Origin of the sequence: Corallococcus interemptor, assembly GCF_003668875.1 — a bacterium.
GTDB lineage: Bacteria > Myxococcota > Myxococcia > Myxococcales > Myxococcaceae > Corallococcus > Corallococcus interemptor.
This window is the reverse complement of the sequence record NZ_RAWM01000065.1, coordinates 20,231-35,512: the sequence shown is the minus strand read 5'-3', so window position 1 is coordinate 35,512 and position 15,282 is coordinate 20,231. Positions and strand designations below refer to the sequence as shown.

At 68.6% G+C, this 15,282-nt stretch carries 15 protein-coding genes and 6 tRNA genes; 19 read left to right on the top strand and 2 right to left on the bottom strand.

The window, feature by feature from the left end:
* Positions 1-67 precede the first annotated feature (67 nt).
* Positions 68-1,486, top strand: a complete 1,419-nt coding sequence (locus D7X96_RS22625; RefSeq protein ID WP_121770685.1) for a type IV pilus twitching motility protein PilT — start codon at positions 68-70, stop codon at positions 1,484-1,486.
* Positions 1,487-1,516: 30 nt separating this feature from the next.
* On the opposite strand, the gene D7X96_RS22620 is transcribed toward D7X96_RS22625, so the two are convergent.
* The gene (locus D7X96_RS22620) at positions 1,517-2,254 is read right to left on the bottom strand and encodes a hypothetical protein (protein WP_120549157.1); all 738 of its coding nucleotides are present in this window, start codon (positions 2,252-2,254) and stop codon (positions 1,517-1,519) included.
* 36 nt (positions 2,255-2,290) lie between these two features.
* On the opposite strand from D7X96_RS22620, the gene D7X96_RS22615 reads away from it, so the two are divergent.
* From D7X96_RS22615 to D7X96_RS22555, 13 genes are all read left to right on the top strand, one after another.
* On the top strand, positions 2,291-2,797 hold the full coding sequence (locus D7X96_RS22615) for a regulatory protein RecX (protein ID WP_120549156.1): 507 nt from the start codon (positions 2,291-2,293) through the stop codon (positions 2,795-2,797).
* Between the two features lie 12 nt (positions 2,798-2,809).
* Positions 2,810-3,580, top strand: coding sequence for an outer membrane protein assembly factor BamD (locus D7X96_RS22610; protein ID WP_120549155.1), 771 nt, complete (start codon positions 2,810-2,812; stop codon positions 3,578-3,580).
* Complete coding sequence (locus D7X96_RS22605) at positions 3,577-4,281, top strand: hypothetical protein (RefSeq protein WP_121770679.1); 705 nt, start codon at positions 3,577-3,579, stop codon at positions 4,279-4,281. The genes D7X96_RS22610 and D7X96_RS22605 overlap by 4 nt, the downstream gene beginning before the upstream one ends.
* Positions 4,282-4,317: 36 nt before the next feature.
* Positions 4,318-5,040, top strand: a complete 723-nt coding sequence (locus D7X96_RS22600; protein WP_120549153.1) for a tetratricopeptide repeat protein — start codon at positions 4,318-4,320, stop codon at positions 5,038-5,040.
* Positions 5,041-5,077: 37 nt separating this feature from the next.
* Positions 5,078-6,022, top strand: coding sequence for a DUF4388 domain-containing protein (locus tag D7X96_RS22595; RefSeq protein WP_120549152.1), 945 nt, complete (start codon positions 5,078-5,080; stop codon positions 6,020-6,022).
* A 13-nt stretch (positions 6,023-6,035) separates the two neighbouring features.
* Positions 6,036-7,100, top strand: coding sequence for a selenide, water dikinase SelD (gene selD / locus D7X96_RS22590; protein ID WP_121723273.1), 1,065 nt, complete (start codon positions 6,036-6,038; stop codon positions 7,098-7,100).
* A 61-nt stretch (positions 7,101-7,161) separates the two neighbouring features.
* Positions 7,162-7,968 (top strand): N-acetylmuramoyl-L-alanine amidase family protein, encoded by an 807-nt coding sequence (locus tag D7X96_RS22585; protein ID WP_121723272.1) that lies wholly within the window; start codon positions 7,162-7,164, stop codon positions 7,966-7,968.
* Between the two features lie 48 nt (positions 7,969-8,016).
* Positions 8,017-8,721: a ribonuclease PH gene (gene rph / locus D7X96_RS22580; protein ID WP_014394861.1), complete on the top strand. Its 705-nt coding sequence runs from the start codon at positions 8,017-8,019 to the stop codon at positions 8,719-8,721.
* Positions 8,718-9,308, top strand: coding sequence for an RdgB/HAM1 family non-canonical purine NTP pyrophosphatase (rdgB, locus tag D7X96_RS22575; protein ID WP_120549149.1), 591 nt, complete (start codon positions 8,718-8,720; stop codon positions 9,306-9,308). The genes rph and rdgB overlap by 4 nt, the downstream gene beginning before the upstream one ends.
* Before the next feature lie 71 nt (positions 9,309-9,379).
* A tRNA-Pro gene (locus D7X96_RS22570) sits at positions 9,380-9,453 on the top strand.
* Between the two features lie 42 nt (positions 9,454-9,495).
* Positions 9,496-9,569 (top strand) — tRNA-Arg (locus tag D7X96_RS22565).
* Positions 9,570-9,662: 93 nt separating this feature from the next.
* A tRNA-His gene (locus D7X96_RS22560) sits at positions 9,663-9,736 on the top strand.
* A 21-nt stretch (positions 9,737-9,757) separates the two neighbouring features.
* Positions 9,758-9,831 (top strand) — tRNA-Arg (locus D7X96_RS22555).
* Between the two features lie 94 nt (positions 9,832-9,925).
* On the opposite strand, the gene bet is transcribed toward D7X96_RS22555, so the two are convergent.
* Positions 9,926-11,029: a phage recombination protein Bet gene (gene bet, locus D7X96_RS22550; protein ID WP_120549148.1), complete on the bottom strand. Its 1,104-nt coding sequence runs from the start codon at positions 11,027-11,029 to the stop codon at positions 9,926-9,928.
* Positions 11,030-11,362: 333 nt separating this feature from the next.
* Here bet and D7X96_RS22545 point away from each other — a divergent pair.
* From D7X96_RS22545 to clpX, 5 genes are all read left to right on the top strand, one after another.
* Positions 11,363-11,435 (top strand) — tRNA-Lys (locus D7X96_RS22545).
* Positions 11,436-11,567: 132 nt separating this feature from the next.
* Positions 11,568-11,649 (top strand) — tRNA-Leu (locus D7X96_RS22540).
* Positions 11,650-11,752: 103 nt separating this feature from the next.
* Positions 11,753-13,030 (top strand): trigger factor, encoded by a 1,278-nt coding sequence (tig, locus tag D7X96_RS22535; protein ID WP_121723271.1) that lies wholly within the window; start codon positions 11,753-11,755, stop codon positions 13,028-13,030.
* 47 nt (positions 13,031-13,077) lie between these two features.
* A complete protein-coding gene (clpP, locus tag D7X96_RS22530; protein ID WP_120549147.1) occupies positions 13,078-13,698 on the top strand; it encodes an ATP-dependent Clp endopeptidase proteolytic subunit ClpP in 621 nt (206 codons plus the stop codon).
* A gap of 235 nt (positions 13,699-13,933) precedes the next feature.
* Positions 13,934-15,217, top strand: coding sequence for an ATP-dependent Clp protease ATP-binding subunit ClpX (gene clpX, locus D7X96_RS22525; RefSeq protein WP_014394869.1), 1,284 nt, complete (start codon positions 13,934-13,936; stop codon positions 15,215-15,217).
* The last annotated feature ends 65 nt before the right edge of the window (positions 15,218-15,282 follow it).

The window sequence follows — 15,282 nt, the reverse complement described above, 5'->3', positions numbered from 1 at the left end:
GGGCAAGCGGGTGGGCGTCGCCCCGTCGCGATGCGCGCGGGCGTTCTGCTACCATCCGGACACCCTCATGGAACTCAACGAAATCCTGCAGATCGCCCTGCGCGGCGGAGCCTCCGACATCCACCTGAAGGCGGGTCTGCCGCCCATGTTCCGCGTGGATGGTTCGCTGGTGCCGCTCAAGGACGGCCGCCGCCTGCCCCCGGAAGAGGTGGCGCGCATGGCGTTCGGCATCATGAACGAGTTCCAGAAGGAGAAGTTCAAGGTCAGCAACGAGGTGGACCTGGCCTACGGCGTGCCGGGCCTGGGCCGCTTCCGCGTGAACGTCTTCCAGCAGCGCGGCACGGTGGGCGCCGTGCTCCGCGTCATCCCCTTCAAGGTGATGACGATGAAGGACCTGCTCTTGCCCACGGTGCTGGAGAAGGTGTGCGGCGAGGAGCGCGGCCTGGTGCTGGTGACGGGCACCACGGGCTCCGGCAAGTCCACCACGTTGGCGGCGATGATCGACTACATCAACTCCAACGAAACCAACCACATCATGACCATCGAGGACCCCATCGAGTTCCTCATCCGCGACAAGCGCTCCATCGTGAACCAGCGCGAAGTGGGTGTGGACACGATGAGCTTCTCGCAGGCCCTGAAGTCCGCGCTGCGCCAGGATCCGGACGTCATCCTGGTGGGCGAAATGCGCGACCACGAGACCATTGAAACGGCGCTCCACGCCGCGGAGACGGGCCACCTGGTGATGTCCACGCTGCACACGCTGGACGCCACGGAGACCATCAACCGCATCGTGTCCGCGTTCCCCCCGCACCAGCAGAAGCAGGTGCGCCTGCAGCTCTCCAGCGTGCTTCGCGGCGTCGTCAGTCAGCGCCTGGTTCCGCGCGCGGACGGCAAGGGCCGCGTGGCCGCGGTGGAGGTGCTTCGCGTCACCGCGCGCGTGCGCGAGCTGATTGAAGACAAGGACCGCACGAAGGAGATCCACGACGCCATCTCGCAGGGCACGGACTCCTACGGGATGCAGACCTTCGACCAGTCGCTGATGAGCCTGGTGCGCAACGGCCTGGTCACCTACGACGAGGCCCACCGCCAGGCCAGCAACCCGGACGACTTCGCGCTGCGCTTCTCCGGCATCAGCGGCACGTCCGACTCGAAGTGGGACAACTTCGACGCCAAGGTCGGCGAGGAGCGGCCCATCCCGGGCTCGGCGTCCTTCGCGCAGAAGGGCGCGCCCGCGCAGGCGGTTCCCTCGGCGCCTACGCCCGCGCCGGTGCCCCAGGCCCCGCGCCCCGGAGCGCCCATGGCCGCGCGCCCCATGACGCCTCCGCCGGGTGTCGCGGCGGCGCGTCCCGCCACCCCGCCGCCCGGCGTCGTCCAGGGCCGGCCGCTGCCTCCGCAGGTGGCGGCCCGTCCGCCCACGCCCGCCCCGGTGGCCGCGCCCGCTCCGGCGGCCGGGGGCGACGACGACTTCCAGATCGAACGCTTCTAGCGCTTCACGAAAAGGGGAGGGCGGCGCCGCTCAGGCGTCGTCGTCCCCCAGCTGCGCGCGCAGCCGGGTGAGGCGCATGGGACCAATGAGCCCCTGGTGCGCCAGCGTCTGGAGCAGCGACACGGTGGCGCGCACGCGCGCGTCCTGCACCTCGTCGGACTCCTGGACGACCTCGTTGTCCAGCAGCGTCTCCAGGTGCTCCGGGTTGATGGAGGTGGGCCCCTCCGCCCACGCGATGTCGAAGAGCGCCCGCGCCATGTGCTCGCGCGCCTTGCGGTCCGCGTCGTTGGGCGCGGCCTTGGCGAACGCGAGGAACAGCGCGTCCACGGACTCCTTGGACAGCGAGGCCAGGGCGGGCACCTCGCCCAGGGACTCCTTCACGTAGTCCGCGTCGAAGCTGTCCACCTCCTGCTCGTAGCCGAAGGCCTCCTCCAGCAGGATGGACGCGAGGAAGGCATCCGACTCCTCGTCGCTCGCGCCCTCCTCCTTCAGCGCCTCGCGCGCCTTCTGCGTGGCGGCGGCCAGGGACTCGTCCGCCGCGAGCGCGCGCGCGGCGGCGTGCGCGGCCAGGAGCACCAGCGCGGCCTGTGCGTCCGAGGACAGCGCGCGGCCACTGACGCCCAGGAGCATGGCCTTCTGCTTGGGGTTGGTGTCCGCGGCGGCCACGAAGTGCTGCTCCTCCGGAGTCAGCGGTTCGCCCGCCTTCTCCTTGCGGAGCGTTTCCCTGGCGGCGTCAGCGGTGAGGAAGCGGGCGAGGATGGGGTGCATGGCTTCGGCCTGTTACCACATGGTAGGGACTCCGCGATGGTTGACGAGCCCGAAGGCCCCGAGGCTGTCCAGCGCGCCACCGATGCCTGTCTGCGCCTGCTCAAGGCACGCGGCAGGAGCCGGCATGAGCTGTCGCTCGCCCTGGAGCGCAAGGGCTATCCGGAGTCCGTGCGCGACGCGGTGCTCGCCCGTTTGTCGGAGTGGGGCTACCTGGACGACGCGAAGTTCGCGCGCGACCGCGCCGCCGCCCTTTTGTCCAAGGGGAAGCTGGGCCCTCGCGCCGTGCTCCAGCGTCTGCAAGCGCACGGACTGGAGGGCACGGAGGCCCGGCGCGCGCTGTCGGACGCGAAGGACGCGGTGGGCTTCGACGCGCTGGAGGCCGCCCGGCAGGTGCTGGAGAAGAGGCGCCTGGCGGGCCGCCCGCTGGACGCGAAGGAGCAGGCGCGGGCGGGGCGGCTCCTGTTGGGCAGGGGTTTCGCGCCGGACATCGTGACCCGGCTGGTGGGAGAACCTTCGCTGGACCCCTCCGGGCAGGACGAATAGTTTGGGGGCGTGATGCGCTCCGCCGTCCTCGTCCTGTCCGCCCTGATGTTGTCCGCCTGTGCCGCCCTCTCCGCGGGGCCCGCGGGCGAGCCTGACTACGCCACCCAGGCGGCGGAGAACCTGGCCCTGGGCGAGGCCGCGCTGGAGGACAAGGACTACCTCAAGGCGGAGAAGTACTTCGACCACGTCCGCACCAAGTTCCCCTACCTGGAGGCCGCCCGCGAGGCGGAGCTCAAGCTGGGGGACCTGGACTTCGCCCGGGAGATGTTCCCGGAGGCGCGTGAGAAGTTCGACTCCTTCATGCGGCTGCACCCCACGCACCCCAAGGTGGACTACGCGGCCTACCGCGCGGCCCTGTCCTACGTGCAGGAGTTCCCCTCGGAGTTCTTCGCCCTGCCGCCTTCCTACGAGAAGGAGCAGAAGCCCATGTACGACGCGCTCCGGGCCATGAACGTCTTCCTGCGCGAGTACCCGGATTCGCAGTACGTGAAGGACGCCAAGATGCACCGGGATGACGCCCGGGAGCGCCTGGCGCGCCATGAGCTGTACGTCGCGTCCTTCTACGCCAGGCGCGAGCGCTGGAAGGCCGTGGCCCAGCGCCTGGAGGGGCTGCTCAAGGACTACCCGGGCACGCCGCTGGAGGAGGAGGCCCTCTTCGACCTCCACAACGCGTACGTGAAGCTCAACGACACGGAGCGCGCGCAGAACACGCTGAAGGAAGTCCTCAAGCGTCTGCCGGGCACGCCCGCCGCCCAGCGCGCCCAGAAGATGCTGGGCTCGTGAGGCGCTCGGAGGACTGGGGCCGGCTGGGGGGCATCGCCATCGCCGTGCTCGCGGCCGCCTGCGTCCTCGTGTTCCTGGGCTCGCGCCTGCTGGGCGCCCTGGCCGGACCGGAAGCCGAAATCGTCACCACCCTGAAGCAGGCCGAGCACGACGGTGTGTCCCTCCCCGTGCCCGGCGCGCAGGCCCCGCTCGTCTCGCAAAAGCTCCAGTACGCCCGCATCTCCGTCTCCGTGGCGCCGGACGGCCAGAGCGCGGAGGCCTTCACCACGCTGGACTTCGAGGGCGCGCTGGGCGCCACGACGGTCAGCACCGCGGGCGTGGAGGTGGTGCCCTTCACCCGCGAGTCCGGCCGGTGGAAGCCGGTCTCCTCGGTGGCGCCCCGGCTGGTGGCGGCGGTGGCGGCGCTGGAGGCGCGGCGGCAGGCCCTGGCGCAAGGCCGCCCGGAAGCGCTGGCGCGGCTGGCCGGCCCGGGTGGGGACGGCGGGGCAGGGCGGACGTGGGAGGAAATGGCCCCCTTGAGCAAGCGGCGGCTGACGGTCCAGGCCTGGTACGCGCGCCTGGAGCGGGACGACGTGACGGTGACGGAACACTACCGGGTGGAGGGAGACCTTCCGGCGCGGCCGGTCGACACGCGGGGGGAGCGTCCGTTATTGCTGGTGCGCGAGGGCGATCAATTCTTGTTTTCGCCCGGGCTCATGTAGGCTACCCGAGGAGGCAGGGCCCGCGCGGGCCGAGTCATGGACGAAGCCCTCAAGCAGCTACTGACCCTCGGGCGCGGCTCCTTCGAGAAGAAGCAGTACGCCCAGGCCGAGCAGTTCTTGACGAAGGTGGTCGAGCAGAATCCGACCTTCGCCGACGTCTACAACATGCTCGGCATCATCTACCACGACCAGGGCCAGTTCGCCCGGGCGCAGCGGGCCTTTGAGTCCGCGCTGCGGCTCAACCCCGCGTACACCGAGGCCGCGCTCAACCTGGCGGTCATCTACAACGACATGGGGAAGTACGCGGAGGCGAAGGAGGTCTACCAGGCCGCCTTGTCCCGCCAGAAGGGCTCCCCCGGCGAGCTGGACCCGTACGTCATGAAGAAGGTGGCCAACATGTACGCCGACATCGGCGACGTGTTCGCCTCCAGCGGCGTCTGGCAGAAGGCCATTGAAGAGTACCGCCGCGCGCTGGCGCACTTCCCGGAGTTCGTGGACATCCGCCTCAAGCTGGGCAACGCCCTGCGCGACGCGGGCGACAACGCGGCGGCCCTGGCGGAATACGAACAGGTCATCGCGCAGAATCCGTCGTACATTCCTGGACGGATCAACTACGGAATCGCCCTGTACTCGGCGGGACGCCGTGACGAGGCGGTGAAGGTCTGGGAAGACGTGCTCGTGCGCAGCCCCGGCAACAAGAGCGCGCAGATGTACCTCAACCTGGTGAAGGACCCGGGGAAGGCGGAAGTGACGGGTTGAGCACCATGGCAACTTCCATCATCGAGGTCGCGGCACCGTGAGCACTCCTGGCGGTACGGCGAAGTCCTTTGCCCTCAAGTTCATCTCCGGGAAGTACCAGGGCGGTGAGTTCCCGCTGAAGGCCAACAAGCAGATCGTCGTCGGACGGTCGAGCGAGTTGGACATGGTGCTGGTGGAGGACATGGTCTCGCGCAAGCACGCGAAGATCCTGTTCTCCGACGGAGCCATCACCATCGAGGACCTGGGGTCCACCAACGGCACCTTCGTCAACGGCGAGAAGGTCAAGCAGGCCAAGCTGAAGGAGGGGGACCGCATCCTCATCGGGACCTCCATCCTCAAGCTGGTGCACCAGGGCGCGGAGAGCGCCCCCGTGGACGAAAGCGTCGTGAAGCAGAAGCTGGAGGAGGCCGCCGCCGCCCAGGCCGCGCGCACCACCAAGGCCAGCTCCATGACGGGGAAGATTGAAGAGATTCCCCTCCCGGACCTGCTCCAGCTCTTCCACACGTCCAAGAAGAACGGCGTGCTCGTGGTGAACAACGCCCACGAGGGCCGCATCTACCTGCGCCAGGGCCGCGTGTACTACGCGGTCATCGACGACAACCACAACCTGGGCCCGCAGAAGAGCTTCAACCGCATCGTCACCTGGGAAGAGGGTGACTTCGAGCTGCGCCCGGCGGACACGCAGGAGTTCATGGTGGAACTGGACTCCTCCACCGAAGCGCTCCTGATGGACGCCCTCAGGCAGCTGGACGAGTTCAAGCGCCTGCAGCCGAACCTGCCGCCCATGGCCACGGCGCTGCGCCTCGCGCAGCCCCTGACGGCGCCGTTGAAGGAACTGACGCCGGAGCTGCTGGACGTGCTGCAGCTGGTGCACAACCACGGGTCGCTGGGCGGCGTGCTGGACCACTCGGACGGCGACGACGTGCTCACCGCCGAGTCGGTGGTGCAGCTCATGAAGCGCGACTACGTGCGCGCGGAGTAGGGCGGGGAACATCATGGCGGGTGCGAAGCCGGCGGCGCCGAAGAAGCGCCTCACGGAGATGAGCCACTGCGCGGGCTGCGCGGCGAAGCTCAAGGCGGGGGACCTGGCCACGGTCCTGGGCGGGCTCAAGGGGGCGGCGTCCCACCCCCGGGCCCTGGTGGGCTTCAACACCAATGACGACGCCGCCGTGTACCAGGTGGCGCCGGGCATGGCCGTGGTGGAGACGGTGGACTTCTTCCCGCCGCTCGTGGACGACCCGTTCCAGTTCGGCGCCATCGCCGCGGCCAACGCGCTGTCGGACATCTGGGCCATGGGCGCGAAGCCGCTGTTCGCGCTCAACCTGGTGTGCTTCCCGGACGAGCTGCCGCTCAAGACGCTGCAGAAGATTCTGGCGGGCGGCCAGTCCAAGGCGGACGAGGCGGGCATCCCCATCCTGGGCGGCCACAGCATCCGCGACCCGGAGCCCAAGTTCGGCATGGCCGTCACCGGCGTGGTGCACCCGAAGAAGGTGCTCACCAACGCGGGCGCGAAGCCGGGGGACGTGCTGCTGCTCACCAAGCCCGTGGGCACGGGCATCGCCGCCACCGCCATCAAGCGGGGCCTTGCGTCCAAGCAGCTCACCAGGCGCGTGACGGCGCAGATGGCCACGCTCAACAAGGCGGCGGGAGAGGTCTTCGCGTCGGGCGCCTTCAAGGTGCACGCGCTCACGGACGTGACGGGCTTTGGCCTCTTGGGCCACCTCCTGGAGATGATGAACGGCGCGAAGACGCGCGCGGCCATCGACCTGGAGCGCATCCCGCTCATCGCGGAGGTGCCCGCGCTGGCGGAGGCCGGCGTGATTCCGGGCGGCACGAAGACGAACCTCGCCCACGTGAAGAAGCAGGTGACGTTCCCGGAGGGGCTGCCGGAGCACATCCAGTGGCTGCTCGCGGACGCGCAGACCAACGGCGGCCTGTTGGCCAGCGTGCCCGCGCGCCACGCGCTCAAGGCCATCCAGGCCCTGGAGAAGGCGGGCGTGGACGCGGCCCTCATCGGCGAAGTGCAAGCGGGCCGCCCCGGCATCGACGTCATCGGCTGAAGCACGAGCGCCGGGCCCGGATTTCGCCTCCGGGCCGGGCCTCCGCTAAGATCCGGCGCGAATGTCGCCGCGCCGCTTCCCCCTCTGGCTCCCCCTGCTCGCGTGCCTCCTGCCGGCCCTCGCCGGGGCGGGGGAGCGCGGCGCGCGCATCGTCATCGACCCGGGACATGGCGGGGCGAAGGAGGGCGCGAAGGGGCCCGGCGAGCTCTGGGAGAAGGAGATCGCGCTCCAGATTGCCCAGCGCCTGCGGGAGAAGCTGGAGGCCGCGGGCAGCGAGGTGTTCCTCACGCGCGAGCACGACACGCTGATGGCGCTGTCGGAGCGGGTGGAGTTCTCCAACGTCCAGCGGCCGGACCTCTTCCTCTCCATCCACGCCAACTCCATGCCCACGAAGCGCCTGCGCGAGCGCACCGAGGGCATCGAGACGTACTTCCTCTCCGCCAACGCCTCCGGCGAAGCGGCGCGAGCGGTGGCGGACCGCGAGAACGCGGAGGCCCCCACGGCCCGCTCCGCGCGCGGGCACTCCACGCTGGCCTTCATCCTGGACGACCTGGCGCGCACGGAGGCGCACTCGGACGCGTCCCGGCTGGCCTACGCCATCCACCCGCGCCTGGTGTCCAGGAGCGGCGCCACGGACCGGGGCGTGCAGCAGGCGCCCTTCTTCGTCCTCACGGGCGTGGAGGCGCCGGCGGTGCTGATTGAAGTGGGCTTCATCTCCCACCCGCAGGAGGGGGCGAAGCTGGGCCGCGCGGCGTACCAGGAGACCCTGGCGGAGGCCATCGCGGACGGGGTGCAGGCCTTCCTGCGGGAGACGCGCAAGCGGGACTCGTCGCCCTCGCAACCGGTGGCTGGATCCACCGCGCCCTGATAAAGCGTGGGGGCTTTACCCGTCCCCTCCTGTCAGGAGCCTTCCCTCGTGCGTTCCTTCAACCGTGGTGCGCTGGACCTCCGGCCTGTCACCCTCACGCCCAACGTCAACCGCTACGCGGAGGGCTCCGTCCAGGTGGAGTTCGGTCACACCAAGGTGCTCGTCACCTGTTCGGTGGAGGACCGCGTCCCGCCGCACCTGATGGGCAAGGGCTCAGGCTGGGTGACGGCCGAGTACGGCATGCTCCCGCGCGCCACGCACACCCGCGGCTCCCGTGAAGCCGCCAAGGGCAAGCAGTCCGGCCGCACCATGGAGATCCAGCGCCTCATCGGCCGGGCCCTGCGCGCGTCCGTGGACCTGCAGGCGCTGGGCGTGCGCACCTTCACGCTGGACTGTGACGTCATCCAGGCGGACGGCGGCACGCGCACCGCGTCCATCACCGGCGCGTACGTGGCGCTGGTGCTGGCCATGCGCTCGCTCAACAAGCCGGGCATCCTGAAGGGCCTCACCCCGCTCGCGGCCGTCTCCGTGGGCGTGGTGAACGGCGAGGTGCGCGTGGACCTGGACTACGACGAGGACTCCACCGCGGAGGTGGACCTGAACCTCGTGGCCACGGGCGACGGCCGCATCGTGGAGGTGCAGGGCACCGCCGAGCACAAGCTCTTCGACCGCAAGTCGATGGACGCGATGCTGGACGGAGGCCTGGCCGCCATCCAGCAGCTCGCCGCCGCGCAGGCGAAGGTGCTGGGATGAAGCCGAAGCTGCTCTTCGCCACCGGCAACGCCGGCAAGGTGCGCGAATTGCGCCTGCTCGTGGGCGACGCCGTGGAGGTGGTGTCCCTCAAGGACCTGCCGCCCGTGCCGGAGCCCGTGGAGGACGCCGCCACCTTCGAGGACAACGCGGTGAAGAAGGCCCGCGAGTACTCCCTGGCCACGGGGCTGCCCGCGCTGGCGGACGACTCCGGGCTGTGCGTGGACGCGCTGGGCGGGCGGCCCGGCGTGCTCTCCGCGCGCTACGCGCCGGGGAGCGACAAGGACCGGTACGAGAAGCTCCTCGCGGACCTGGCGGACGTGCCGGATGACCAGCGCACCGCGTCCTTCCGCTGCGCGCTGGCGCTGGTGACGGGCAAGGGGGACGCCCCCCGGGTGGAGGTGGGCCGCTGCGAGGGCGTCATCCTGCGCGCGCCGAAGGGGACCCACGGCTTCGGCTACGACCCCGTGTTCCAGGTGGACGGGGAGGGCGGCCGCTCCATGGCGGAGCTCACTCCGGAGGAGAAGTCCCGGGTGTCTCACCGGGCCCGGGCCTTCCAGTTGATGCGCCGGCATCTGTTGGCGCTCTGACCGGCCGGGCGGGCGTCAGGAAGAGCAGGCTTGCGCGTCCGTCCGCGTTAGGCGAAGAATGCAGCACTTCTCGGGGCGTAGCGCAGCCTGGTAGCGCACCTGCCTTGGGCGCAGGGGGTCGGAGGTTCAAATCCTCTCGCCCCGACTTGAAGTGCCGTGATGTTGCCGCAGTGTTGTTGGCCGACCAGCTCCAGTAGCTCAGCTGGATAGAGCACCGACCTTCTAAGTCGGGGGTCGCAGGTTCGAGCCCTGCCTGGGGCGCAAATCTGCTGGCAGATGGTTTTGGCCTTGAATGGCTCTGGTTTCCACGGTAGGAGACCGCCGCCTTTCAAAGCCGTGACGTGTGAAGTGACGGCGAATGTAGCTCAACTGGTTAGAGCGCCGGACTGTGACTCCGGAGGTTGCCGGTTCGATCCCGGTCATTCGCCCTTCTTCTCCCGCTTCGCCCCGCGCCTATAGCTCAACTGGATAGAGCATCGGCCTTCGAAGCCGAGGGTTGGGGGTTCAAGTCCCTCTGGGCGCAACCCTTTCCCAGCCCCTTCCTGGCCTGAAAAGCGAAACGCCCGCGCCCCTCTTCCGGGACGCGGGCGTTGTTCATTTCGTGCCCCGCCGGGACTTCAGGCCTCCGGGTTCGCGGCGCCGTTCTTCGCCGTGGGCACCTGGCAGCGCAGCTCCGTCTCCGCCTCCAGCGCGGTGAGGTTCTCGCGCATGGCCTTCGCCCACTTGGCCCGGGGCTGCTCCATCAGCTTTTCGTGCGCCAGGTCGATGGTCTCGCTCAGCTCGTCGTCGGACAGCTCGGACGTCGTCTTGCCCTTGTGCGGGCCGAACGCCACCACCACCGCGCTCGCCTTGGGACGCTCGGGCGTCTGGGCCACGGGCACCGCCGCCACCGTCTTGGCTGGCGCCAGCGGCAGGTCCACGTCCAGCCGCGCCTCCTCCTTCTCCGGAGTCCGCTCTGGAGTCCGCGCCGTCTCCACCGCCTTGGGGGTCTCCGCCGCGACAGGCGCCGGAGCCAGGGTGGGGAAGGACGCCTTCACCGGGCCCGGCTTGGAGCCCAGCACCTCGTAGGAACCGGACGCGGGCGCCGGCTCGTCGTGGTGCGCGTCGTACTCCTCGGCCGGCATCTCCTCGCGCACGTACAGTCCGCCGAAGGCCTCCGGGTACGCCTTGCGCAGCGCCGCCACGCGCGCGCACTTCTCAATCATCGTCGTGGGAATCTTGGCCCACAGCGGCGTCTGCTGGACGTAGCCGGAGAAGTCCAGCCAGACGACCACGGGCAGCTTCCCCTCGCGCACCACGCGCGACCAGGCACCCACCAGGGCGCCCTTGCGCTTGGCCGGGTTGAAGCGGTGCACCACCTCGCCCTTGCCCTGGTCCACGACGATCTCGTCCTCGGCGAACACCGCGCTCGCCTGGATGCCCTTGAAGTCCGGAAAGCGCTCCGCCCGGGCGAGCATGCCCGCCTCCGACGGCTGGAACTCGTACTTCGTCACCCAGTTGGGCCGCTCGCGGTTGCCGATGTTCTGGCGGCGCGCCACGCAGAACGCTTCCTTGAGGAGCGGATCCAACCCGCTGCGCTTGCACTGCTCGATGAAGAGGGCGAACTCGTCCTCGCTGATTCCCCGCGGGCAGATGGTCCGCTTCACCAGGTCCACCCGCTCCCGGTTCCAGGCCGCGCCCTGCGGCGACGTCGTTCCGTCCGCCTTCACATTCGCATCCATCACTGTGTCTCCAGCACCGCTCGAAAAGGCGGACGACCCTCGCCCGCCCACATGGTTGCCCGGGAGCACGGCGCAGGGACTGTGGGGCAGGGGCCCGGAAGGGCACCTGCTACAGACCTGCAGCGCGAACCGCGGCGTGGATCAACATGCGAGCCGGGCAGACCCTTCGCATCGCTTCCCGGTGCCGGGGACGGTCGGCCGCACGCCCGGCATCCGGTTCCAGCGGGGAGAATGTGAGGGGTGTGCAAAAACGTTTTGACAGGACAGGCGGCGACCGGTATTCACCGCGCCACCTCGGACGTCGCGCAGCCAACGCGGCAGACGAACCAAGCCGGGAGCGTAGCTCAATTGGCAGAGCAATGGACTCTTAATCCATAGGTTGTGGGTTCGATTCCCTCCGCTCTCACTCGCAGGGCCCCTTCTGGAAACGGAAGGGGCCCTGTGTCTTTTCCGGCGCTCCCTCACGGGGAGGTCCGCGCGGGAAAGCCCCTGTCGTCCACGGACGTTTCGGAGTAGGACGGCGGTCGCGCGACGCGTCGGGCGGGTGGCGAAACTGGTAGACGCGCCAGACTTAGGATCTGGTACCGCAAGGTGTGAGGGTTCGAGTCCCTCCTCGCCCATTTCGCGTTGACCCGTTCGTGCCTATCCCCTAAAGCCGCACGTCCCACTTTCCGGTTGCCGCCCCGGGACGTACTGCCCGTGGAGGCGGCGAGCGAGGCCCGCATGAAGGTCCAGGTCGAAGAGCTCTCTCCCATCGAGAAGAAGCTCTCCATCGAGGTCGACAACGCCCGCGTCGTTGAGGAGCTCAACCGCGCGTACGCCGCGCTCAGCGGCCAGGTGAAGATGCCCGGCTTCCGTCAGGGCAAGGTTCCCCGCCGCATCCTCGAGCAGAAGTACCGCGAGCAGGTGGAGGACGACGTCATCCAGCGCGTCGTGCAGCGCGCCTACCTGGACGCCGTGCGCGAGCACAAGGTGGAGGCCGTTGCCTCTCCCCAGGTGACCAACTCCGGCCTCAAGCCCGGCGCCCCCTTCAACTTCGAGGCCCGCGTCGAGGTGAAGCCGAAGGTGGAGGCCAAGGACTTCGAGGGCCTGTCCCTGACGAAGGTGGACACCGCCGTCCCCGACGACGCGGTGAACCAGCAGATTGAGCAGATGCGCCAGAACATGGGCCGCATCGAGCCCGTCACCGACCGCGACACCGCCGCCCAGGGTGATCAGGTCACCATCGACTTCGAGGCGAAGGTGGACGGCAATGCGTTCCCCGGCAGCAAGGCGGACGGCATTGGCGTGCGCGTGCAGGACGGCGACCTCATCCAGGGCAACATCCCGCAGCTGGCGGGCGTGAAGGTCGGCGAGTCCAAGGACGTGGAGTACACGTTCGCGCAGGACTACCAGGCCGAAGAGGTCCGCGGGAAGACGGCCGTCTTCCACATCACCGTCAAGGAGCTGAAGAAGCCGGTGGTGCCGGAGCTCAACGACGACTTCGCCAAGGAGACCGGCGTCGCGCAGACGGTGGACGAGCTGCGCGCCAAGGTGCGCTCGGACCTGGAGAAGGCCAAGAAGAACCAGGCCACCGTGGACGAGCGCGACGGGCTCATCAAGGCGCTGCTGGAGAAGAACCCGTTCGACGTGCCCCGCGCCATGGTGGAGCGCGCCATCGACTCCATGATGGAGGGCGCCTTCCGCCAGATGCAGCGCCAGGGCATCGACCCGCGCCAGCTGGGCCTGGACTTCAACCGCCTGCGCGACGAGATGCGGGAGAAGGCCACCCTGGAGGTGAAGGGCACGCTCCTGTTTGAAGCCATCGCCCAGCAGCAGAACATCCAGGCGTCCGACGAGGACGTGGAGAAGCGCATCGAGGACCTGGCCATCGAGGCCAACCAGCCGGTCGCCCAGGTGAAGAAGTACTTCAAGGGCCCGGACGAGCGCCTTGGGTTGTCTCTGCGACTTCGCGAGGAAAAGACGATTGAATTCCTCAAGGGCCGGGCGAAGTATTCTTGAGGCTTTTCCTTCAAGGCACCTGAGACCCTTCTAGAGGTTCATCCGACATGCCCTTCATGCCCGTCCCCTACGTCATCGAGCAGACCCACCGGGGTGAGCGCTCGTACGACATCTACAGCCGGCTCCTGAAGGACCGCATCGTCATGCTGGGAACGGAGATCGACGATGACGTGGCCAACGCCATCGTCGCCCAGCTCCTGTTCCTGGAGTCCGAGGACCCGGACAAGGACATCAACCTCTACATCAACTCGCCCGGCGGGTCGGTGACGGCCGGTCTGGCCATCTACGACACGATGCAGTACGTCAAGGCGCCCGTCTCCACCATCTGCGTGGGGCAGGCGGCCTCCATGGGCGCCGTGCTGCTGCTCGCCGGCGCGAAGGGCAAGCGCTACTCGCTGCCCTCCAGCCGCATCATGATCCACCAGCCGCTCGGCGGCGCGCGTGGCCAGGCGACGGACATCGAAATCCAGGCCCGCGAAATCCTCCGCATGAAGGCCAAGCTCAACGAGCTCATCGTCAAGCACACCGGCCAGACGATCGAGCGCGTGGAGAAGGACACGGACCGCGACTACTTCATGGGCGCGACGGAGGCGAAGGCGTACGGCATCATCGACTCCATCCAGGACCCGCGGAAGGTCGTGGGTGTGAAGCCGGAAGAGAAGAAGTAGACACACCGACATCCGCAAAGGGCCGGGGTGTCAACCACCCGGCCGGCGGCCGGGGGTGCTGGGAATCTCTCCCGCGCCTCCGGCCTTCTCGTTTCTCCCGTCACCGGCATTTTCCCCTTGTTAAGTACCCGGAAGGTGCGTGGACGTTCCAGATGGGGGCTGACTAGATTGGACGCAGGGGCAGGGGACCGGACGCGAAGCGGGTTGGGGCCTTTCAGGCGCAGCGAGGGATTTCATGGCGGGTAAGAACGTGGAGAAGCGAGACAACCAGACCCTCTGCTGCTCCTTCTGCGGCAAGTCGCAGAAGGAGGTGAAGAAGCTCATCGCGGGCCCGACGGTCTACATCTGCGACGAGTGCATCGGGCTGTGCAACGACATCATCGCGGAGGAGATCGACCGCGAGGAGACCAAGGACACCAAGCTGCGCATCCCCCGGCCCTCTGAAATCAAGGCCGTGCTGGACGAGTACGTGGTGGGCCAGGAGCGCGCGAAGAAGACGCTCTCCGTGGCGGTGCACAACCACTACAAGCGCATCGAGTCCAAGGTCGCCATGGACGACGTGGAGCTGCAGAAGAGCAACATCCTGCTGCTCGGCCCCACGGGCTCCGGCAAGACGCTGCTCGCGCAGACCCTGGCGCGCATCCTCAACGTCCCCTTCACCATCGCGGACGCCACGTGCCTCACGGAGGCCGGCTACGTCGGTGAGGACGTGGAGAACATCATCGTCAACCTGCTGCAGGCCGCGGACCACGACATCGAGCGCGCGCAGCGGGGCATCGTCTACATCGACGAAATCGACAAGATCGCCCGCAAGTCGGAGAACCCCTCCATCACCCGCGACGTGAGCGGCGAGGGCGTGCAGCAGGCGCTCCTGAAAATCATCGAAGGCACGGTGGCCAACGTCCCGCCCAAGGGTGGCCGCAAGCACCCGCAGCAGGAGTTCCTGCAGGTGGACACCACCAACATCCTCTTCATCTGCGGCGGCGCGTTCGGCGGCCTGGAGCAGGTGATTGAGCGGCGCCTGGGCGGCCGCAGCCTGGGCTTCGGCGCGGAGATCCAGTCGCGCAAGCAGCGCAACTTGAGTGAGCTGCTCAAGCACGTGGAGCCGGAGGACCTGCTCAAGTTCGGCATGATTCCGGAGTTCATCGGCCGTCTGCCTATCATCACCGCGCTGGAGGAGCTGGACGAAGGCGCGCTCGTGAACATCCTGGGCGAGCCCAAGAACGCGCTCACCAAGCAGTACCGCAAGCTCTTCGAGCTGGACGGCGTGTCGCTGAAGTTCACCGACGGGGCCCTGAAGGCCATCGCGTCGGAGGCCATCCGCCGCAAGGCGGGCGCTCGCGGCCTGCGCTCCATCCTGGAGACGGCCATGCTGGACGTGATGTACGAAATCCCGTCCCGCAAGACGGCCCGCGAGGTGCTCATCTCCGAGGAGGTCATCCTCAAGAAGAGCGAGCCCGTCGTCCTGCACTCGCAGGACAACAAGGAGACTCCGGAGCCGAAGAAGGAATCGGCTTAAGCGGCATCATCCTCCAGGGGCTCGCAAGGGCCTGACGGGGATGACGGGGCGCGTCACGGTCATGG